Genomic DNA, 20,635 nt, shown 5'->3' with positions numbered 1-20,635 from the left:
CCCCTACTGCCCCGGACACGCAAAACAGCGGTCGACGGCGGCACGCGAGTACCGCCGTCGGCCGCTGTTCTGCCTGGCCTCTAGTCGAACCGGTACGGCTCCTGCGGGCCAACCGAGGGCAGCGGCCGGGGCCGCACGCAGGTGCTCTCGATATCTATGTGCTTGCCCTGCTCCGAGGAGGCTTCAAAGGCCAAGAGCACTTCCAGGACGTGGTAGGCGAAGTCGCCGCCCGTCCGGGGTTCCACGCCGTTGCGGATGGCGTAGCCGAATTCTGCCAGCCCGATGCCGCGGTAGGCATCGTCACGGTGGGTGATGGGCGTTTCGCGCCAGTCACCACCGCCGGGAGGCGTCATGTCCAGCGCGAGATCCCCCGGCTCGCCGCGGCGCAGCACGGGAGCCCCGGAGAAGTGGTCCGGGTTCGGCGCTGCCAGCGAGCCGCCGGTGCCGTAGACCTCCAGATGCGGCAGGTTGTGGTTCCAGATGTCCCAGCTGACGATCACGGTGGCGGCAGCGCCGGACTCGAAGTCAATGGTTCCCGTGACGTGGGTCGGGGTCTGGATCCGGATGACTTCCCCATCCTTGCCCGGACGGGGACGCGTCCCGGACGAACGCGGCGTGGTCGCGGAGACGCGCGACACAGGGCCGAAGAAGTTCACCAGGTTGGTGATCAGGTACGGTCCGATGTCCAGCATGGGGCCGACTCCGGGGCTGTAGAAGGGGTCGACGTTCGGGTGCCAGTGCTCGTAGCCGCGGCAGGCGAAGGACGCGAAAGCTGCCACCGGCGTGCCGATCCAGCCGTCGTCGATCAGCTTGCGGCTGGTCTGCATCCCGGAGCCCAGGAACGTGGTGGGTGCGGAACCCACCTTGACCCCGGCTTCCCGTGCTGCAGCCAGGATCTGCCTTGCTTCCTCAAGGGACGTTGCGAAGGGTTTCTCGGAGAGGACGTGCTTGCCGGCCGCGATCGCTTGGAGCGTGACGGGCGCATGAAGCTTGGGCGGCGTGAGGTTGAGGACAAGTTCCACCTCCTCATCGGCCAGCAACTCGTCGGGAGTGAGGGCCTTGGGGACATCGTATTCGGCAGCGCGCTTCCTGACCGCCTCGGCGTTCACGTCCGCGAGTGCCACGACGGCGACGTCGGGGTGGACGCCGATCTTGTCAAGGTACTGGTTGAGGACGTTTCCGACGCCGATGATGCCGACTCGAATGGGTTCCATGTGAATCTCCGTTAGTGCTTGTTGGAACATCCCGGGGCGAGGATACCCCGCCCCGGGACGTGTGGCTATAGCGCTGTGGCCGGTGGCCGGGTGGGTGGCTAAACGGCCAGGCGCTCCTGGCGTGCCTTGGCCGTGGCGGCCTCGTCCACGGCCCCGCCTGTGATGACCACGCCGTAATCGGCTGCTGCAGCGTCGAGCGTGATCCGGGATTCGCGGTAGTCGTCGAGGACTGCCAGGACGTCGCGCTCCAGCGGGTCGCCGTAGCCGCCACCGCCGGGGGTGATGGACACGACTTTCTCGCCCGACTGCAGGTCGTAGCGGCCCACCACGGGGATCTCCCGGCGTTCGCCGGTCTTGAGGTCTTCCACCCAGGCGGAGGGCCCGGCGCCATCGTGGCCGCCGCGGACGCCCTTCGGCGGGTTGATCTTGCCTTCGATGCCGTAGGTGAGGGTGACGCTTTCACCGCGGGGTTCCATGGTGACGCGGGTTGCCAGGCCGCCGCGCTGGCGGCCGGCTCCGCCGGAGTCTGCGACCAGTGTGCGTTCGTGGACGAGGATCGGGTAGCGCTGCTCGTCCACTTCCACGCTGTCGTGGTAGAGGAGGGCCCCGCAGACGGGACGCTGGTAGGTGGGCCAGCCGTCAACGTACGGGGTGGCCGGACCGCCGACGCCGCCTACCAGGATCTGGTTCACGTAGGCGTTGCCGTTGCGTTCGTCCGTTCCGGAGATCACCGACTTGGCCGGCGCCTGTCCGGCAGCACCTTCGGCAGTTCCGTAGCCGTCGTCGATCTGGGAGAAGGCGGCCTGGACGATGTTGACGACGCGGTCTGCCAGGTTGGTGGTGCCCGAGGAGCAGGAGTAGGGGTGCTTGGGAACTCCGACGGCGCAGCCGTCGCGCAGCAGCACTTCAACGCGGCGGAAAGTTCCGGCGTTGCTCGGCAGGTTTTCCGGGATGCCGGAAAGAATGCCGGCCAGTGCCGCGCCGGTTGCCGTTGCCTTGGTCAGGTTCAGGCCGTTGGGCAGGTTGTCCGGGTTGTTGCGCAGGTCGATCACGACTTTGCCCTGCTTGGGCTTGACCTCCAGGGTTGCCTGGAGCTGCACACCGCCAGGGCCTGTGCCGGGGAAAGGATCGTGGGCGGAGGTGCCGTGGAGGATGTACTCGGGCAGCTTCTCGATCGCGCTGGCGGTCAGCCGCTCGGAGTAGTCGAACCAGGCATCCACGAAGTCCACCAGGTCATCCACGCCGAACTTCTCAGCGAGTTCGTGAATGCGGCGTTCGGCAATACGCGAGGCGCCGACGGACGCCAGGTAGTCGCCGTACCACTGGTCGGGAACACGGATGCGGGAGCGGCACATGCGGATGATGTCGTCGATGTCCGTGTAGTCGCGTTGGATCCGCACGCAGGGGAAGATCAACGCGCCTTCCTCGTACACGTCCCGCGCGGTGGCGAAGAACGTGGTGGGAAGCGAGTTGCCGCAGTCGGCCTGGTGGGCCTTGGTCACGGCGGTGAAGAGGTGGCGGCCCTGGATGAAGATGGGCACCAGGATCACGTGGTCGGCTGCGTGGGAGTTACCCATGTAGGGGTCGTTGTGCAGGAACGCGTCGCCTTCGCGGATGTCCTTGTGCAGTTCAACCATGTCCTCGCCCAGCGGGCCGGCACCGAAGACGTGCACCGGCACGCCTTCGGCTGCGGCGAGCAGCTGGTTGTCCGCGGTCAGCACGGCGCAGGAGAAGTCGCGGGCCGTGTTGATGACCGAAGAGCGGGCGGAGCGGAGCAGGCCGCTGGTCATCTCGCGGACAATGCCGTCGAATGCGTTGGCAAGGACCGAGAGCTTTACGGGATCGAATTCGCGGGTCACGGTTACGCCTCCTTACGGGTGAGGTAGATGTTGGATCGTTCATCGAGCGTCGCGTCCCATTCCGGCGGTACGACGATGGTGGTGGTGGGCTGGTCGATGACGGCCGGTCCCACGATCTTGTCGCGGGGAGCGAGTGTCACGCCGCGGTAGCGCTGGGTGCTGAAGGGTTCGCCGCCAAAGACGATGTCATCCGTACGGTGGATTTCCGCGGTGCGGCTGAGTTCGCCTTCGGACTTGGTGTGCTCCGGACGCGGGATTTCCACGCGGACGCCCCATGTGATGATCTCCACGCGGCTGTCCGGATCGTGGGTGCCGTTGCGGCGGTCGTGCTCTTCGTGGAAGGCGCGCTCGATGATGCCTGCCGCATCACCGGAGGTGTCCGGGGCGGCGTCGAGGTAGACGCGGAGGTCCCAGGCCTGGCCGGGGTACCGGGCATCCACGAAGTAGGTGACCTTGGGCGCTTCGCCTACGCCGTCGAAGCGCTTCACAAAGAGCTCAGCCTTGGCTGTCAGGTCCTCCACAGCGCGGGAGGCCGAACCGGCGTCGAAACTGCGGGTGTCGTTGTGCAGCGGAGAGAGGAATTCGGTGGCGATGGGTGCCCTGTGGGCGCCGTAGGCGGCCAGGACGCCGGCGGTGGCCGGGATGAGGACGATGTCGGCTTCGAGGAGCCTTCCGATGGCAGCCGCGACCATGGCACCGGCGCCACCACCTGCAACGATCAGGGCACCGCGTGGGTCCACACCCTGTTCCAAGGACGCTTGCCGGATGGCTGTGGCCATGTGGTTGGCGGAGACATCCAGGATCGCTTGGGCGGCCTGCAGCGTGTCCATCTGCAATGGACCGGCGATGCGGGTGTCGATTGCCTTGATGGCAGCTTCACGGTCGAGGGTGAAGCCACCCTCGAAACCGTCGGCGTCGAGGTAGCCCAGTGCCACGCACGCATCGGTGACGGTCGGTTCTTCACCGCCGCGGCCGTAGGCTGCGGGGCCGGGCGTGCTTCGCGCACTTTGCGGTCCTACGCGGAGGAGGCCGCCGCCGTCGATCCATGCGATGCTGCCGCCGCCGGCGCCGATGCTGGACACGGCAACGGACGACAGGCCTGTGAGGTGGCCGACGAAGGGTTCGCCCAGCCATGCCTCGCGGGTGTGGCGAACCACGCCTTCCTCCACCAGGGAGACGTCGAAGGTTGTGCCGCCCATGTCGCAGACCACCACGGTGTCGCGGTCCGGGGCCGCCGCGGCCCCCACCAGGGGCGCCATGGACGGGCCGGAGTTCAGCAGCAGGACCGGACGGTCAAGGACATCCGCGACGTCAAGGACAGCGCCCTCGGAGGTGACCACCAGCAGATCGCCTGCAAAACCGTACTCCTGCAGGTCTGCGCGCAACTTGCCCAAATGGTCGGCCATCAACGGCTTCAGGGAGGCGTCGATCGAGGCTGCCGAGGAGCGGCGGTATTCGCGGATGGTGGGGTTGGCCTCGTTGGAGAGCGTGTAGGGAACCCCGGGAAGGATCTCGTGGATCAGTTCGGCAACCCGCTTTTCGTGGACGTCGTTGATGATCGACCACAGGAAGGAGACGGCGACGGCTTCGATCCCTTGTTCCTTGAAGGAAGCGAGGGCCTCGCGGACCTGCTCCTCGTCCAAGGGCACCAGGACGTCGCCCTCGGCGGAGATTCGTTCGGTAATTTCGAAGGTCAGGTGGCGGGGAATGTACGGCGGCGGGTAGGCAGCCTTGGAATCGAAGGCATCACGACGGCCACCTTCGCGGAGCAACAGGGTGTCTGCGAAACCGTCCGTGGTCAGCAGCGCAGTCTTGGCGACCTTGCCCGTGAGCACTGCGTTGGTGGCGTGGGTGGTGCCGTAGACAATCACGTCTGCGTTGCGGAGCACGTCGTCGCCGCTCCAGCCGACCGATTCAGCCGCGCGGCGAACCGAGGCTTCGAAGCCGGTGAACACGCGGTCGTAGGTGGTCAGCGCCTTGCCGACGGCCATGTCACCGCTGTTGGAACCGACCACGACGTCGGTAAAGGTACCGCCGGTGTCGACGGCGATCCGATACCTGGCCTCACCTGGTTGTGTTTGTACATCACTCATGGTCTTCATAACTTTCGTAGAGTTTGCAGGGGTTAGGGCTGGGGCTTGCCGACGGTGTTTCGGAGCAGTCCCACGTTCTCGATGTCGATTTCCACCGTGTCTCCCGGTTCCAGCCAGACAGGCGGGTTCCGCTTGGCACCGATGCCCTGCGGAGTTCCCGTGGCAATGACGTCGCCCGGTTCCAGGGTGAGGAAACCCGAGAGGTAGGAGACGATCCGCGCGATCGGGAAGATCTGGTGGCTGGTGTTGGCCCGTTGCACTTCGATGCCGTTGACGCGGGTGGCCAACTCCAGGTTCTGGGGATCGCCCACTTCGTCCAGGGTGACCAGTGCAGGACCCCACGGGGTTGACCCGTCAATGGCCTTGCCTGCCAGCCACTGCGTGCCGCGGTATTGCAGGTCCCGGGCGGTGACATCGTTCAGCGGGGCCACTGCGGCTACGTAGCCGAGTGCTTCTTCTTCGGAAACTTCGCTGGCCCTGCGACCGATCACCACGGCGAGCTCACCTTCAAAATCGAGGTTTTCGCTGACCCTGGCGCCGCCGATGTCGTCGTCGGGCCCCACCATGGTGGACGCGAACTTGGCGAAAACGTCCGGGTACTCGGGGAACGCACGGCCTGTCTCTGCGACGTGGTCCTTGTAGTTCAGTCCGATGCACAGCACCTTGGAGGGGTCCGGTACGGGTGTGGTCAGGCGTACACCGGCCCTGGCCCCCACATGGGCTTCCGGGTCGTGGCCGGCCAGGGCGCTGACTTCGGCTGACACGGCCTCGAGCCGGTCGCCATACAGTTCCAGAAATTCCCGGACGGACGTGGTGGCTCCGTGCACTGCCTGGCCGGAACCCTGCAGGAGCAGCTCCAGGTCGTAGACGGTGTCCTCGATCAGCACACCGCCGCGGATGCCGGATTCGTGTTCATAGGAAACGATCTTCATGGCTACTTGGCACCTTCCGTCGCGGGAGCCTGCGAGGCCACAGCCAGGACGGCGTCGGCCAGGCGGTCTGCGATGTCGGCCACCACTTTCTCGTCCATAGGCGTGGACAGGGACAGCAGGTTGGCCGGGGAACCGAGCAGTCCGCGCTCGTAGGAGGCCCACCACAGGCTGTGCTGGGTGTGTTCGTCCACCTTCTCCGCGCCGGCCGGAACCGCGCGGAGGAGTGAGCCACGGCCACGGATCTCCCAACCGGCGTCGGCCACACGGGAGTTCACCGTTTCGCGGGCGGTGTCGCCCAACTGGTTCAGGCGCTTGACTTCATCCTGGGTATAGAGGCGAAGGGCAACGGCACCGGCGGCCATGCTGACCGGGTTGCCGGAGAATGTACCTCCGTGCGGCAGGCTCCCGGGACGGCTCGGGTCAACCTCCGCCATGAGCCCGGCCTTGCCGCAAACAGCACCGACCGGGAAGCCTCCGCCGATGAGCTTTCCCGTGGTCAGCAAGTCCGGAGTAACCCCGTACTCGCCGCTGAAGCCGTTGTAGCCAAGGCGGAGGCTGATGACCTCGTCGATGATCAGGACGAGGCCGTAGCGGGTAGCCAGTTCCCGGGCGGTGCGGACGAATTCCTGGTTGATCGTCAGGAGCCCGGCCCGGTTCGGCAAGAGATCCAGGATGATGGCGGCGTATGCGTCCGGAGCGGATTCAACCGCCTGACGCAGGAATTCGACGTCGTTCAGCGGCACCGCAGTGACGTCGTCGATCACCCCGCGGGTGACACCGCGCTGGTAGGAAGGACCGCCGGGAACCAGGGCAACCTCGGAGGTGCCGTGGTAACCGCCCTTGGTAACGATGACCTTTTCGCGTCCGGTGCTGGCCCTAGCAATACGGATGGCCGACATGACGGCCTCGGTACCGGAGTTCGCGAACCGCACCTGGTCCAGTTCCGGCAGGCGGCCCAGCAACAGTTCCGCCAGTTCCCATTCGTAAAGGTTGGGGATCCCCCAGCTGGCGCCGCTGGAGAGGGCCTTGGTGGCGGCCTCGGTGATGTCGGGGTGGGCGTTGCCGTGGATCAGCGACGTGAAGTTGTTGTTTGCATCGATCAGCTCGCGGCCGCGGTCATCCCACACCCGGTAGCCCTCACCCTTGATCGCGTAGGGGCTCGGAGCGCCGGTGTAATAGGTTGAGCGCCCGTAACCGCCCGGCAAGAGCGGGAAGCCCCGCGGTCCCCGGCGCAGGTGCGGGTCCTCGACCGGGTTCTGCACCTCAAGCGTTTGTTCCAGATGGTTGGTGGTTGCCAATTCAGGTTTCTCCAGTCTTTTCAGTTCACAAGTCTTTTCAGCTCACGGGACATATCAGTTCACGAGGTCAATGAGGGGCTGGCCCGTCAGCGCAAGGCGGACCCGTTCCACGGCACCGTCCTGCAGGGCCCCCGTGGACCGGTTTGAACGCCAGGCGATGTGCGGCGTGAGGATAGCGTTGGGCGCAGAACGAAGCGGGTGGTCCGCGCCGAGGGGCTCCTGGGCGAACGTGTCGATGCCGGCGCCGGCGATATGCCCCGAGGACAACGCCCCGGCCAATGCGACTTCATCGATGAGGCCACCGCGGGACACGTTGACGATCACAGTGCCTTTGCGCATCGCGGCGAGGACGTCCGTGGAGATGAGGTTCGCGGTGTCCTCATTCAGCGGCAGATGGAGGGAGACGACGTCGGAATTCCCAAGGGTGGTTTCCAGTCCGGCCATGTCCACGAAGCTGTCCGTAACGAACGGATCGTACGCGCGGACCCGGGCCCCTACAGCTGCGTACATGCGGGCAACGTGCTGCCCGATGCGGCCCATGCCCAGGACACCGACTTCAAGCTCGGACAGCACGGGGGTGTCGTATCCGATGGTGCCGGCCCAGCCGAGGTTGTTGATCGCCGCGTTCCCGGCTGGCAGGCGACGAGCCAGTGCCAGGCCCATGGCGAAGGCGTGGGAGGCAACTTCTTCCGAGGCCGTACCGGGGACGATGGAGACCGGGATGCCCGCCTCGGTTGCTGCGGCAACGTCGATGTTGTCGTAGCCGATTCCGTAGCGGATGACTGCCCGGCATTTGGTCATCGAAGGGAAGTCCGAGGCAGTGAGCTTGGCGTAGGGGGTGATCATCACGATGTCGGCTTCGGGCAGGGCCTCACGGAAGGCTTCGGTGTCTGCCGCCGGCTTGAGTGTGTAACCGAACTCCGCCGCGAGCGCTTGCTCGCGGTCCAGGTCCGGGAAATGGTGGGGGGCCACAAGAATGGTTCCCTGGGCATCGCGGGTCATAGTGTGTTCGTCCTGTTCGTCGTCGTACCCTCGGTCGCTGCCGGCCACTCCTTGGGGCGGCCGGCGTCGGGTGATTTCCAGTACAACGCGGGAACAAGGCGCCGATCCGTACCAGATCGAGACACCGCCGTGGGACACGTGTCCCAGGGCCAGGCTTCCGCACGTGCAGGAGCCGGCCATCGCGAGGATGGCCGGCCGGTTCAAGCAGGGCTGGTTGTTATCCCGTCCAGGGATCAGAGGTCGAAACCGCGGCTGCGGAAGTAGTCCATGCGGCGATAGAGGGTGGAGCGTCCGATCTGCAGGGTTTCGGCGGCAAGGCTGCGGTTGCCCTTTGCTTCCTGGAGCGCCGTTCGCAGTTCGCTGAGCTCCGCATCCTCAAGGCGGGAGAGCCGGCCCTTCGTCAGGATGCGGTGGAATCCCTGTGGCAGGTCGTCAGCTGTGACCTCGGCGCCTTCGGCCCGTTCAACGGCATTGGAGACGACGGCCCGCAGTTGATCGATGTTCCGGGGCCAGTCAGCATGCGTGAGGGTGGTGATCAGCCTGCGGGACAGCCGCCTCTCCCCCAGTTCCTCGGCGATGGCTTTGGCGAGGTGGGGGATGTCTTCGCGCCTGTTGCGCAGGGGCGCCACGGAGATCTCAAGGACGTCGAAGGCCTCCGAGAGCAGGAGCGTGGCATCCGTGGGACGCGTGATGGTGAAGATCAGTTTGGTGTTGGAGTTAGCCCGCAGATGGTGTGCAACCTCCGTTGCTTCGTTCTGCGACAGCTCATCGGCGTGCTCCACGATCAGCGTGGCCGGAAGTTCGGTAGCTACCCGGTGCAGGACGTCCCTCAGGTTGGGGTTCCTCAGGTCTCCGCCGCGGGCATCGACCACCATCTGGCCGCCGCGTAATGATGCGATGGCGTTGGCCAGGCGTAGTTTTCCGCTGCCCAGCTCACCGATCAGGACCACCGAACGGTCTTGGTCCACCGCTTTCCGGGCAAGGTTGAGCGTGCGCTTGAATTCCGTACTCGTGCCGTTAAGGTGCTTCAGGAGCCTTTCAGCTGTGGGCTGCGGCGGTGCTTCCAATGTCAGGGCGCCCCTCGCGGCGCCTGCCCGTTGTTCCTTGCCGGGTGCATGCGGGCGGACCACGACTATTGCTCCCACGTTGGCCGCGGACAGGGTCACGGGAGAGATCTCCAGGGTGGACACCCCAGGGCCTTGAAGCATCACTTCGCAGTTCATGTCACGTCCGGAGGACATGACTGCCTTGGCGTAGCCGGAAATAATCGAGAAATCGTTGTCTGCCAGGGTGGCGGTGGCGGCGGCATTCTGCAGGGAATTCTTGCCGTCGACTGCTATCACAGGCCGGTTCCCCCGGCGCCGTGAGACCCTCAGATACTCACTCAGGAGCGCCCTTTCCTTGGACGAGGTCCGCACTTCGATGTCCCGCTCGATCCGCGAGGCAACACCCTCAAGCATCAGCAGCGTAGAGGACGGCTCCAGGCTGGGTACCCGGTTGGCGGGGAGGGTGAGGCCTATGACTGCCCGTACACGGTTGTGGAAAGGATCCCGCACCAAGGAGGCGAAGCACCAGTTTCCGCGCATGTCCTCCCGGAAGTGTTCCTCCGGGGCCAACCAGACACCACGGCCCTCCTCCAAAGCCAGTCCTTCACCGTTGCTGCCGCAGCTTTCCTCCAGCAGGGAATAGCCGGCCGGGAAACCATCGTCACGCAGGAAGTCCGCTTTGACCAGGACCCCGTTGGGGGCCGTGATGTTGACGTAGCCGCCCAGATCGGCTGCCACTTCATCGAGTTTTTGCAGGTGCGGGCCCGCCGCCGCGATGGTGTACTCGTCAACGCGCCCTTCGTCATAGAACCCGCGGTCGGCAAAGGCATCCACTCCCGCAGCACGGCTGCGGTACCAGGACCGGGCCACGATCGGGCGGATGCCGCTCAGGTCGGCATGGGGTTGCATGAGGAACAGTTCACGGACTCGGTTCGTCTCGTGAGGGGTCTCCAACGGCCAAGGGGTCAAAAGTTCAGCAGACATCGGGGCAGATCTCTTTCAGGTAAGCGTGTCAGGGAGCCAGTGCCGGGCCGGACTCGCCGGGACTGGTCTTCCGCGGGCGCCATTTAGGCAGTTTCGGACGGAAGACGCGCTCCGCGCTCCAGTCCTCGTTCCGGTACGCCTCATCCTCGATCGCACGTGCGCCGATATACGCGGCAACCATGCCGGAAAGCCCGCTGCCGAACATGTTGGTGGTGTTGTGAGCGGCCCCCACGCTCGAGTTTTCAGTGACCATGGTTCGCTCCACTCCGCCGCTTTCACAGTAACGGGACATGTGTCCCGCGCCACTTTCAGCTTACCTAACTAACAGACGTTAGGGAACATCTTTTGATAAGATTTTGCTAACGAACGGATGTTAGGATTGCGCACCATGAGCGATACCTCCTACGAAGTAGCCTGTAAGGCCTTCAAGACCCGCCTGGAAGAGTGGAACTGGGCAGGCCAGAAAGCCGGGCGGCAGAACATTCTGGAAGCGTTCCTGAAACTCGCCATAGCCCACGGCTTCAATTCGGTGTCCATGCGGACCATCGCCAACGCCGTCAACGTCAAACCGCCCAGCCTCTACTCGCATTTCCCCGAAGGCAGGGACGAGATTGTTGCCGAGTCTCTCCGCTGGCATTTTCATCGCTTTGGCGTAGCACTACTCGAAGCCGTGGACCCCGCAAAAACAGCGGACGAATTCTGGGATGCCATGGTCAGGCTTCACTTCACGCGGCAGGTCAGGCTCCCCGAGAGCAATCTCTGGGACCTGCTGGTGGCAACCGACAGGATGGCGAATATCCTGCCCACGGAATTGCGCGCCCAGGTCGATGACTGGCTCTCACTCCATGAGGAGATGTATGTCGCCGCAGCACGCGACATGGGATGTGAGGACGCCGGGGAGCACGTGAGGGTGGTGATGACGTTGCTCGAAGGGGCCACCCGCTGGACACCTGCCGACTGCGGAGACGCCGAACTCGAAAAGATGGCGGACCGTGCCGTGACGTTGTCGCGGGCGATTCTCGCGGTCAAGTTTCCGGACTGACTTCGCCTCCCTTCCGCTGCCTAGCCGGTTTCGCGACCCTCACGTGGTTCATCCGCGGCGTCCGGCCCAATCCCTTGCGTCCTCTCCAACAAAGTCCTCACGCCCTGCAGCATCTCAAGCTGTTGGCGATTGAGGGCCATGAGCCGTTCTATCTCGATCTTGGCTTGGACATCCGTTTCGAAATCATGCAAGGCCATCGCGGCGGCTATGGCATCCTGGCGCTTGGCTGCGATCAGGAGGATGGCCCCTTGCAGGCCGGCCAGCATGGACAGGAACAGGTTGAGCAGGATGAAGGGGTAAGGATCCCATGCCCGGGTTGCGAGCAGGAAGGTGTTGACCGCGGCCCAGGCGGCCATGAACAGGATGAACAACCCAACGAACGTCCAGCTGCCCATACCGTTCCGGAGGATGTCTGCGGCCCGTTCGCCCCGGGTCAGTCCTGCTTTATGTTCCCCATGCCACGTGATCCGGTGATCAGTCATGCGCACAGCTTAGGCTTTGTGCCTGCAGCCTGGAACGATGACGGGGGCCTGTCCCGCCGAACGCCCTAGTTGGCCGGATCGGTCCAGGCCCAGTCCTTCACCTCCGGCATGTCCTCGAAATGCTCCCGGATGTAGGTTGTGTGCGCCCGCAGCATGGACTCGCAGTACCCGAGCAAGTCCTCCGCCCCCGCAAGGTTCCGCGGTGTACGGCGCAGCGCTTCCATCACCAGGTGGTACCGGCTGACTTTGTTCAACACCACCATGTCGAACGGCGTGGTGGTTGTTCCTTGTTCGTTGTAGCCGCGCACATGGAAACGTTCCGGCCGGGTTCGCCCGTGGAGCAGCTGATGCAGCGCCCGTGCGTAGCCGTGCCACGCCATCACCACATCCACGTCCGAGGTGAACAGCTCTTCGAACGCATCCTGTGACAAACCGTGTGGATGGACATCCGGCGGAGTCAGCGCCATGGCATCAATGACATTGACCACCCGGAGGCGAAGCTCCGGAACATGGCGCCGGATCAGCCAGGCGGCTGCCAGCGCCTCTTGCGTGGGCACGTCACCGGCGCAGGCGAGTACGACGTCGGGACGGTGACCATCCGCGGCAGGCGTATCTGATTCGTTTCCCGCCCAGTCCCACACAGACGCACCAGCTGCCGCGTGCTTGCGGGCTTCCTCGAGTGACAGGTACTGCGGGTGCTCCTGTTTGTCGATGACCACCAGGTTGACGTAGTCCTTGCTCTTCAGCACATGCTCACCAACGGCCAGGAGGCTGTTGGCGTCCGGGGGCAGGTACACGCGCACCACCGAGCCGGACAACGACAATACCGAGTCGATGAGCCCCGGCCCCTGATGGCTGAAACCGTTGTGGTCGTTCCGCCAGCACGTGGAGGTGAGCAGGATGTTGAGGCTGGGAACCGGCGCCCGCCACGGAAGGTCACGGGAGTGCTGAAGCCACTTGGCATGCTGGATGGTCATGGAGGCGCTGACCATCGCGAACGCCTCGTAACTGGCAAACAGGCCGTACCTGCCGGTCAGGAGGTACCCTTCCAGCCACCCTTGGCAGAGATGCTCCGAGAGGACTTCCATGACCCTCCCGTCCGCCGAGACGTGCTCCAGTGTCCCGGCCGCCTGTTCCGGCACCACAAGGCAACGGTCGGTGGCTTCGAACACTGCTCCGAGCCGGTTGCTGTTCGTCTCATCCGGGCAAAACAGCCGGAAGCGTGGATCATCGGCGGTCTGTAGATAGGTGTCCCGGAGCAACTCCCCGAACGGTGCGGTGCTGTGGACCTTCACCTGGCCACGGGGCATTGCGTCGACGGCGTACGGGCCCGCATCCGGCACCGGGAGTTCCCCGCCACCGATTCCCCGCGACGCCGGAAGCGCGCCCATCCGCAAAGGTGCATCAGGCAGCAGTGCGGCGAGTTCGGCAACCAGCCGCCCGTCGTCGTCGAACAGCTTCTCCGGGCGGTAGGACCGCAACCAGGACTCCAGCTGGGCAAGGTGCCGGGGGTTTTCGCGAACGGTCGGGAGCGGTACCTGATGGGACCGGAAGGAGCCTTCGACTGGTTGGCCGTCCACTTCCCGCGGCCCTGTCCAGCCCTTGGGCGTCCGCAAGACGATCGCCGGCCAGCGCGCCGGGCCCGTCACCCCCTGTTCCCGGGCCTCGGCCTGGATCCCACGGATCCTTCCGTAAGCCCCGTCCATGGCCGCGGCCATCGAGCGGTGGACTGCGCCGGGATCGTCACCGGAGACCACCACCGGCTCCCACCCCTGGGCCCGAAGAAGCGCCGCGACCTCGGCATCCGTGCGGCAGCCGAGAACGGTGGGGCCTGAGATCTTGTATCCGTTCAGGTGGAGGATGGGCAGCACCGCCCCGTCCCTCGCCGCGTTCAGGAAGTTCGGCGCCTTCCACGAGGCCTCCAGGGGCCCGGTTTCCGCCTCGCCGTCTCCCACAACGCAGGCCGCAATCAGCTCCGGGTTGTCCATCACGGCGCCGGTGGCATGCATGAGCGAATATCCCAGCTCGCCGCCTTCGTGGATCGACCCCGGAGTAGCGGGACCAACGTGGCTGGAAATCCCGCCCGGGGTGGAAAACTGCCTCACCAGGCGCCGCAAGCCCTGAAGATCCTGCCCCACCTCCGGATAGACCTCGGAGTAGGTGCCCTCCAGATAGGTATTGGCCACGACGGCGGGACCTCCGTGACCGGGTCCGGTCACGAAAAGTACGTGGGCGCCGGTGCGCCGGATGACCCTGTTCAGGTGGGCGTAGATCAACGAGATCCCGGGACTGGTCCCCCAGTGGCCCAGCAGCCTGGGCTTGATGTGTCCGGGACGGAGCGGTTCGCGCAGGAGCGGGTTGTCCTGCAGGTAGATCTGGGCAACGGTGAGGTAGTTGGCCGCAGCCCAGTACCTGTTGAGCAGTTCCAAATCCTCTGCGGTATCCCTGGCGCTATCGACCATCTCATGACCTCATTTCTTATCGGATCCCAGCAGGGAAGCCGTCGACTCAGCGATGGCCCGTTCTTCGTCACTGGGTACGACCAGAACAGGAACAGCGGATGCGGTGGTACTGACGGTCCGGATACCTGTTCGATCGGACTGGTTGGCGTCCTCATCCCGGTTGGCGTCCTCATCCAGGGCGTAGCCCAGCGGCCGAAGCCACTCGAGGGTGGCTGCCCGGTACAGCGCCGAGTTCTCGCCGATTCCCCCCGTGAAAATGACCGCATCCGGGCCTCCGACCGCCATGGCATACGCGGCAATGTACTTGGCAAGACGGTAGCTGGACGCCTGCACGGCAAGGACAGCTCCCGGGTCGCCTCGATGGAAGCCGGCCGCGATGGTGCGCATATCTGCTGTTCCCGCCAAGGACAAGAGCCCGGAACGATGGTTCAGGATGTCATCGACGTCGCTGGCTGTGGCTCCCTCACCAAGCATCAGGAGCACGAGTGCCGGATCCAGGTCTCCGCATCGCGTGCCCATCACCAGCCCTTCCAAGGGGGTCATGCCCATCGACGTGTCAACACTGCGTCCGGCCTTCACGGCAGTCACCGACGCGCCGTTGCCGATGTGGGCCACTACCGCATTCAAGGACCCGGTCTGTTTCGCCAGGAAGCCCTTGGCATCCCGGCAGGCCAGCTCCACGGAGATCCCATGAAAGCCGTACCGCCGTATGGGGTGCGCCATGTAGGCATTCTCAGGAACGGCGTACCTCGAAGCGAAATCGGGGATGGAACGGTGAAAGGACGTGTCGAAGACGGCCACCTGGGGCAACCCGGGCCACAGATCCGCAGCAGCTTCCATGCAATCGGCGCTTGACGCATTATGGAGCGGGGCCAACGTCCCAAGGCTCCGGATCATCGCGATGACATCGTTGGTGACGGAGACGGGTGAGGTGTAACTTTCCCCGCCGTGGACCACCCGGTGCCCGATCGCATCCGGTCGGCCAAAGTCCCGCTCGACCTCCTGCAGCACCCGGCGCAAGCTCCCGCCCCGGTCTTCCTGATCATCGGCCCACTCCAACTGCCCCGAGTGCAGGACAGCGTTGCCGGTAGGGGTACAGGCCGTATCCCGTAGGTGGTATTTCAAGGATGAGGAGCCCGGATTGAGGACAAGGACGCGCATGGGATCCTTCCACAGGGGCCTTGGGACAGGAAAGCACTCTCCGGGAGACCCTATCCCGGAAAGAGGCCCATGTCAGGACCTTAGGCCCCTTGCGGGCTGATTGCGGCCGGTCAATAGTGGTGATCATGACTTCGGAGATGCAAACGGCACCTTCCAACAGGCACGTGGTGGCTGCGCTCGACGGTTCCGTCGCCGGCAGCTTCGTGGCAGACTGGGCGGCCGCGCGGGCACACGCCATGGGCGATCGGCTCACCCTGGTTCACGTCGTTCTTCCCGTCTGGGTCTTCCAAGTGCCCGACGAGCACACCCTCGCCCTCAAACGGGCCGAAGACCTTCTCGGAAGCGAAGCCGGAAGGGTCCACCAGACGTATCCGGACCTGGAGGCAGCCACGACAATTGCCACCGGAGAACCTGCCGAGGCGCTCTCTGCGCTGTCCCTGAAGGCGGGACTGATGGTGGTCGGCACAGACCGCGGCCCCGGCACCGAAGGCGAAGGATTCGGATGCGTCAGTTTCCAAGTGGCCGTGACCAGCCGATGCCCGGTGGCTGTCATCCCCCACAACGCGCCGGGGCAATCTTCGGGCGTGGTGGTTGGCGTGGATGGATCACCGGATGCGGCCGGTGCCCTGGAATTGGCCGCCGGTGAGGCCCGCCGCCTCAACGAAGAGCTGATCATTGTCCACGCCGTGGATCCGCACGCCGCCGGCGGAGGTCCTGATGACGTGGCCGGGAAATCAGCGGAATGGGTGAACCGGAACTTCCCGGATATCAGCATGCGGATCCTTAGCGACCCGGTACACACCCCGGCGGAGGCCCTCACGGAGGCTTCCCGGGGTGCCCGACTGCTGGTGATCGGGCGTAAGGGCAAGGGCGGACTCTCCGTCCTGGTGGGTTCGGTCGCACAGCACATACTCCTGAATCTCCGATGCCCGACCATCCTGTCCTAACCGGCAAGGAGGGCCTCACCTCAACCGCAGCAGCTGAACTGCTGCGGGCAACCGGTCCGAACGTGCTGCCGACTGCCAGGAAGGTTGCACAGTGGCGGAGGCTGCTGGCCGAACTTACCCACTTCTTTGCCCTGATGCTGTGGGCCGCCGCAGCCCTGGCCTACATCGCAGGCATGCCGCAACTATGCATAGCAATCATCGTGGTGGTGATCGTCAACGGCCTCTTCGCCCACATCCAGCAAGAACGCGCGCAGCACGCCGCCGAACGGCTGCAACGGCTCCTCCCTGCCGAGGTCAGCGTTCGCCGCGACGGCACGATCCGGACCGTGCATGCCAGCGAACTCGTGCCCGGCGACGTCGTGGTTCTTGCGGCCGGGGACCGCCTTCCGGCAGATATCCGGTTCCTGGAAGCTGTCGGATGCACGGTGGATGAATCAATGCTCACCGGTGAGAGCGTGGTGATCCACAAAGCGGCGGGACAGGAGGGCTGGGGCGGAACGTTCATGGTGAACGGCGACGCCGAGGGTTTGGTGACCGCGACCGCCGGGCGCACCAAACTGGCCGGGATAGCGGCCCTCACCAGTGACACCAAATCCCCTCCCACTCCCCTGACACTGGAGCTGCGAAGGATCGTGCGGCTCATCGCCCTGGTTGCCCTGGCGGTTGCGGGGCTGTTCTTTGTGGTCTCCCTCCTGGTCGGGATCCAGTGGCGCGACTCCTTTCTTTTTGCCATTGGCGTGGCCGTGGCCCTCATACCCGAGGGACTCCTGCCCACCGTCACTCTCTCCCTGGCCATGGGCGCACAAAGAATGGCCGCGAAGCAGGCGCTGGTACGGAACCTCGAGGCCGTTGAGACACTGGGCTCCACGACGTTCATCTGCACCGACAAAACGGGCACCCTGACGCAAAACCGGATGAACGCCGTCGAGGTTTTCACACCGGCCGGAACCGTGAAGGTTGAAGGAGAGGGCTACGAACCGGAGGCGCAGGTCAGCGGCGAAGCCATCTCTGCGGCCGCCGAAGCTGCCTTCTGCGCGCGCACCGCATCGCAGGGCCGGGCCGTGCTGCACGATGGCCAATGGACCTCATCCGGAGACCCCATGGAAGCGGCACTGGATGTGCTGGCCCGCAGGCTTCCCGAGGCCGGGTCCCCTTCCGCGAAGGGATCCACGGACAGGCCGCCGGAAAAGAGGTTCCCGTTCGATGCTGCACGGCGCAGGGAGTCGGCCGTCATGGGCCCTGTCCTGTACGTGAAGGGAGCTCCCGAGTCCGTCCTTCCACTGTGCAGCTCCGTGGATGCCGAGGCCTTGGCCGCCGAGGTCGAAGCCATGGCCTTGCGCGGGTTGCGGGTGATGGCAGCCGCCCGCAGGCAGCTTCCGGGCTCCCCCGCCGACTGGCTAGGACGGAGCGCAGCCGAAGCCGAGCAGGAGTTGGAGTTCCTTGGCCTGATCGGACTGCATGATCCGCCGCGGGCCGGAGTCGGCGACGTCATTGCCACGGCACGGCACGCAGGAATCCGCATTGCGATGATCACAGGCGACCACCCGGTGACCGCCGGCGCCATCGCAGCGGAAATCGGCCTGATGGGCCCGGACCGCCTGGTGGTCCAGGGCTCCGATCTTCCGGAGGACGAGCAGATGCTCGGTGCCCTGCTGGACCGGGATGGGGTGGTGGTCAGCCGGGTATCGCCCGAGCAAAAACTGCGCGTCGCCAAGGCGCTGCAATCCCGCGGCCATGTGGTTGCCATGACCGGCGACGGCGTCAACGACGGCCCGGCCCTGCGGCAGGCCGACATCGGGGTGGCCATGGGCCTCAGTGGCACCGACGTGGCCCGTGAAGCCGCGGACCTCGTCCTCCTGGACGACCACTTCGCCACCATTGTTGCCGCGATCGAGCAGGGCCGCGCTACGTATGCCAACATCCACCGGTTCCTGACGTACCACCTCACCGACAACGTGGCGGAACTGGCCCCGTTCGTGATCTGGGCGCTGTCAGGAGGGCAATTCCCCCTGGCCCTGGGCGTGCTTCAGATCCTGGCCCTGGACATCGGCACGGACCTCCTTCCCGCACTCGCGCTCGGTGCCGAGTCGCCGGGGAAGCGCGTGCTCCAGAGGCCGCCGGAAAAGAGGCACCTCATGGATCGCCAACTCATGCTCCGGGCATTCCTCATCATGGGGCCCACGGAGGCCTTCATCTCCATGGCGGCCTTCACCACCGTGCTGGTCTCCGGAGGCTGGTCCAGGAGTGAACCCCTAGACCCCGGCCTTCTCATGACCGCCTCCGGAGCCGCCTTTGCCGCGGTTGTCATCGGTCAGATGGCCACGGCATTCGCTTGCCGCAGCGCCACCACCCCGCCTTGGCAGCAAGGGTGGTTCACGAACCGCCTGCTGCTGTGGGCGGTCGCTGGCGAAATCGTTGCCCTGGCCGTCTTCTTGTTCCTGGCTCCGGTGGCAGGCCTCCTTGGACAGGCGCCGCCCACACCAGCCGGATGGAACATCGCCATTCTCGCCTTCCCGGCGGTCCTTGCGGTCGACCTGCTGTACAAGAGGCTGAGGCACCCGGCCGGGCGGTCATTGGCGATGCATGCCATTAGGCCCTAGCGTGCACCGAAAACCGCAACAAAGCTTGTCCCATGAACTCACCAAACAGCCCCCGGAGAATCATCGTCGGCGTGGACGGGTCGGAATTCTCATCGAATACCTTGACCATGGCAGGGCGGGTTGCCCCGGTTTTTGGCGTGCCGCTCGAGGTGATCACCTGCATCGGCATGTCCGACTACTACCTGACCTCGCGCTTTGAGCAGGAACTGACCAAGTTCACCTCTGAGCTCGAGGAAACCGCCAGGCAGATGGCCGAAGAGGCCGTGGACCGTGCCTTCGCCGGAAACCGGCCTGCCGACCTGACTGTCACGGTCAAGTTCGGCGAGCCGGCCAAGGTCCTGGTGGAGGAAAGCAACGACGCCCTGATGTTGATCATTGGCCGGCACGGCGGCGGTGGCTTCCTGGGGCAGGCGATCGGTTCAGTCAGCAGGGCCTGCGCCGCCCATGCCCACTGTCCAGTGCTTCTGGTAGGGGCGGACGACGTGCTGCCCTAATGGGCCTTGGGCCCGGTCACCCTTGGGCCTGTACGGCCGTGATGGCCACGGTGTTGATGATGTCCTCCACCGAGGACCCCCGGGAAAGATCGTTGATGGGCTTGCGCAGGCCTTGAAGAATAGGGCCGACGGCGATTGCGCCGGCCGAGTGCTCAACGGCCTTATAGGTGTTGTTGCCTGTGTCCAGGTCAGGAAAGATGAAGACCGTCGCCTTCCCTGCCACTGTGGACGACGGCAGCTTGGTGCTCGCGATCCGGACGTCCACCGCAGCGTCATATTGGATGGGGCCCTCCACCGGGAGGCCCGGCCGGGAAGCCCTCACCAGGGCCGTTGCTTCACGGACTTTGTCCACGGACGTGCCGGCTCCGGACTCACCGGTGGAATAGGAGAGCATGGCGACTCTGGGCTCCACACCAAAGCGTTCCGCCGTTTCAGCTGAGGCAATCGCGATCCCGGCCAACTCCCCGGCTGTGGGGTCGGGGACCACTGCGCAATCGCCGTAAACAATCACCCTGTCCGGGAACAGCATGAAGAACACCGATGACACCACTTCCTGCGGGTCTTCTCCCTTGATGAACTCCAAGGCGGGACGGATGGTGTTCGCCGTCGTGTGTGCCGCTCCGGACACCATGCCGTCCGCGCAGCCCAACCGGACCATCATCGTCCCGAAGTAGGCGGCGTCAAGCATGATTTCGCGGGCCCGTTCCATGATCATGCCCTTGTTGGCCCTGAGCTTGCAGTACTCCCGGGCAAAGCGCTCACGGTCAGGTGAGGTGGCGGGATCAATGACGGCAAGGTCCCCAAGTTCGATTCCTTGCGTGGCAGCCAGCTCGCTGACCACCTCCGGCCTGCCAAGCAGCGTCAGCCGGCAGACGTCGCGGCGCCGCAGGATATCGGCTGCCCGCAGGATCCGAACGTCCTCACCTTCGGCCAGGACAACATGGCTTGTCCGTTGCCGGGCACGTTCAATCAGGTCGTTGAAGAAGCGCAGCGGGGTGATGGTGGATGGGCGGGGCAGC

At 65.1% G+C, this 20,635-nt stretch carries 16 protein-coding genes; 4 read left to right on the top strand and 12 right to left on the bottom strand.

All coding sequences use genetic code 11. The features are described 5' to 3' along the window. Nucleotides 1-80: 80 nt before the first annotated feature. From QN084_RS21190 to QN084_RS21155, 8 genes are all read right to left on the bottom strand, one after another. Nucleotides 81-1,214 carry a Gfo/Idh/MocA family protein gene (locus QN084_RS21190; protein WP_259362979.1) on the bottom strand — a complete coding sequence of 378 codons (1,134 nt, stop codon included), beginning with the start codon at nt 1,212-1,214 and terminating at the stop codon, nt 81-83. Nucleotides 1,215-1,312: 98 nt separating this feature from the next. Continuing rightward, nucleotides 1,313-3,073 carry a hydantoinase B/oxoprolinase family protein gene (locus tag QN084_RS21185; RefSeq protein WP_069696469.1) on the bottom strand — a complete coding sequence of 587 codons (1,761 nt, stop codon included), beginning with the start codon at nt 3,071-3,073 and terminating at the stop codon, nt 1,313-1,315. Nucleotides 3,074-3,075: 2 nt separating this feature from the next. Continuing rightward, nucleotides 3,076-5,166 carry a hydantoinase/oxoprolinase family protein gene (locus QN084_RS21180; protein ID WP_069696519.1) on the bottom strand — a complete coding sequence of 697 codons (2,091 nt, stop codon included), beginning with the start codon at nt 5,164-5,166 and terminating at the stop codon, nt 3,076-3,078. Nucleotides 5,167-5,198: 32 nt separating this feature from the next. Continuing rightward, entirely contained in the window at nt 5,199-6,098 is a 900-nt protein-coding gene (locus tag QN084_RS21175) for a fumarylacetoacetate hydrolase family protein (RefSeq protein ID WP_069696468.1), read from the bottom strand. 2 nt (nt 6,099-6,100) lie between these two features. Beyond that, nucleotides 6,101-7,396 carry an aspartate aminotransferase family protein gene (locus QN084_RS21170; protein WP_021472175.1) on the bottom strand — a complete coding sequence of 432 codons (1,296 nt, stop codon included), beginning with the start codon at nt 7,394-7,396 and terminating at the stop codon, nt 6,101-6,103. A gap of 54 nt (nt 7,397-7,450) precedes the next feature. Further along, the gene (locus QN084_RS21165) at nt 7,451-8,602 is read right to left on the bottom strand and encodes a C-terminal binding protein (RefSeq protein WP_259362977.1); all 1,152 of its coding nucleotides are present in this window, start codon (nt 8,600-8,602) and stop codon (nt 7,451-7,453) included. A gap of 29 nt (nt 8,603-8,631) precedes the next feature. Next, nucleotides 8,632-10,353 carry a sigma-54-dependent Fis family transcriptional regulator gene (locus QN084_RS21160; protein WP_256869809.1) on the bottom strand — a complete coding sequence of 574 codons (1,722 nt, stop codon included), beginning with the start codon at nt 10,351-10,353 and terminating at the stop codon, nt 8,632-8,634. 103 nt (nt 10,354-10,456) lie between these two features. Beyond that, nucleotides 10,457-10,681: a hypothetical protein gene (locus QN084_RS21155; RefSeq protein ID WP_021472172.1), complete on the bottom strand. Its 225-nt coding sequence runs from the start codon at nt 10,679-10,681 to the stop codon at nt 10,457-10,459. Between the two features lie 135 nt (nt 10,682-10,816). Here QN084_RS21155 and QN084_RS21150 point away from each other — a divergent pair, with 135 nt between their 5' ends. After that, nucleotides 10,817-11,470, top strand: a complete 654-nt coding sequence (locus QN084_RS21150; protein WP_069696466.1) for a TetR/AcrR family transcriptional regulator — start codon at nt 10,817-10,819, stop codon at nt 11,468-11,470. A 20-nt stretch (nt 11,471-11,490) separates the two neighbouring features. Here QN084_RS21150 and QN084_RS21145 read toward each other — a convergent pair whose 3' ends face one another. The 3 genes from QN084_RS21145 to QN084_RS21135 form a co-directional block, all read right to left on the bottom strand. Then, nucleotides 11,491-11,952, bottom strand: a complete 462-nt coding sequence (locus QN084_RS21145) for a DUF1003 domain-containing protein (protein ID WP_062096740.1) — start codon at nt 11,950-11,952, stop codon at nt 11,491-11,493. 65 nt (nt 11,953-12,017) lie between these two features. Beyond that, nucleotides 12,018-14,414 (bottom strand): phosphoketolase family protein, encoded by a 2,397-nt coding sequence (locus tag QN084_RS21140; protein WP_069696465.1) that lies wholly within the window; start codon nt 14,412-14,414, stop codon nt 12,018-12,020. Between the two features lie 9 nt (nt 14,415-14,423). Beyond that, nucleotides 14,424-15,575, bottom strand: coding sequence for an acetate/propionate family kinase (locus tag QN084_RS21135; RefSeq protein ID WP_021472168.1), 1,152 nt, complete (start codon nt 15,573-15,575; stop codon nt 14,424-14,426). 125 nt (nt 15,576-15,700) lie between these two features. On the opposite strand from QN084_RS21135, the gene QN084_RS21130 reads away from it, so the two are divergent. The 3 genes from QN084_RS21130 to QN084_RS21120 are packed head-to-tail and all read left to right on the top strand — an operon-like array spanning nt 15,701 to nt 19,616. Then, the gene (locus QN084_RS21130; RefSeq protein ID WP_225740035.1) at nt 15,701-16,522 is read left to right on the top strand and encodes a universal stress protein; all 822 of its coding nucleotides are present in this window, start codon (nt 15,701-15,703) and stop codon (nt 16,520-16,522) included. Continuing rightward, on the top strand, nt 16,501-19,122 hold the full coding sequence (locus QN084_RS21125) for a cation-translocating P-type ATPase (protein ID WP_069696464.1): 2,622 nt from the start codon (nt 16,501-16,503) through the stop codon (nt 19,120-19,122). The genes QN084_RS21130 and QN084_RS21125 overlap by 22 nt, the downstream gene beginning before the upstream one ends. 32 nt (nt 19,123-19,154) lie before the next feature. Next, nucleotides 19,155-19,616 (top strand): universal stress protein, encoded by a 462-nt coding sequence (locus tag QN084_RS21120; protein WP_069696463.1) that lies wholly within the window; start codon nt 19,155-19,157, stop codon nt 19,614-19,616. Between the two features lie 16 nt (nt 19,617-19,632). Here the strand turns inward: QN084_RS21120 and pta are convergent, their stop codons facing one another. After that, nucleotides 19,633-20,634, bottom strand: coding sequence for a phosphate acetyltransferase (pta, locus tag QN084_RS24130; RefSeq protein WP_310649534.1), 1,002 nt, complete (start codon nt 20,632-20,634; stop codon nt 19,633-19,635). Nucleotide 20,635 lies beyond the last annotated feature (1 nt).

Origin of the sequence: Paenarthrobacter sp. R1, assembly GCF_030264015.1 — a bacterium.
Classification (GTDB): domain Bacteria; phylum Actinomycetota; class Actinomycetes; order Actinomycetales; family Micrococcaceae; genus Arthrobacter; species Arthrobacter ureafaciens.
This window is presented reverse-complemented; position numbering and strand designations above follow the sequence as displayed.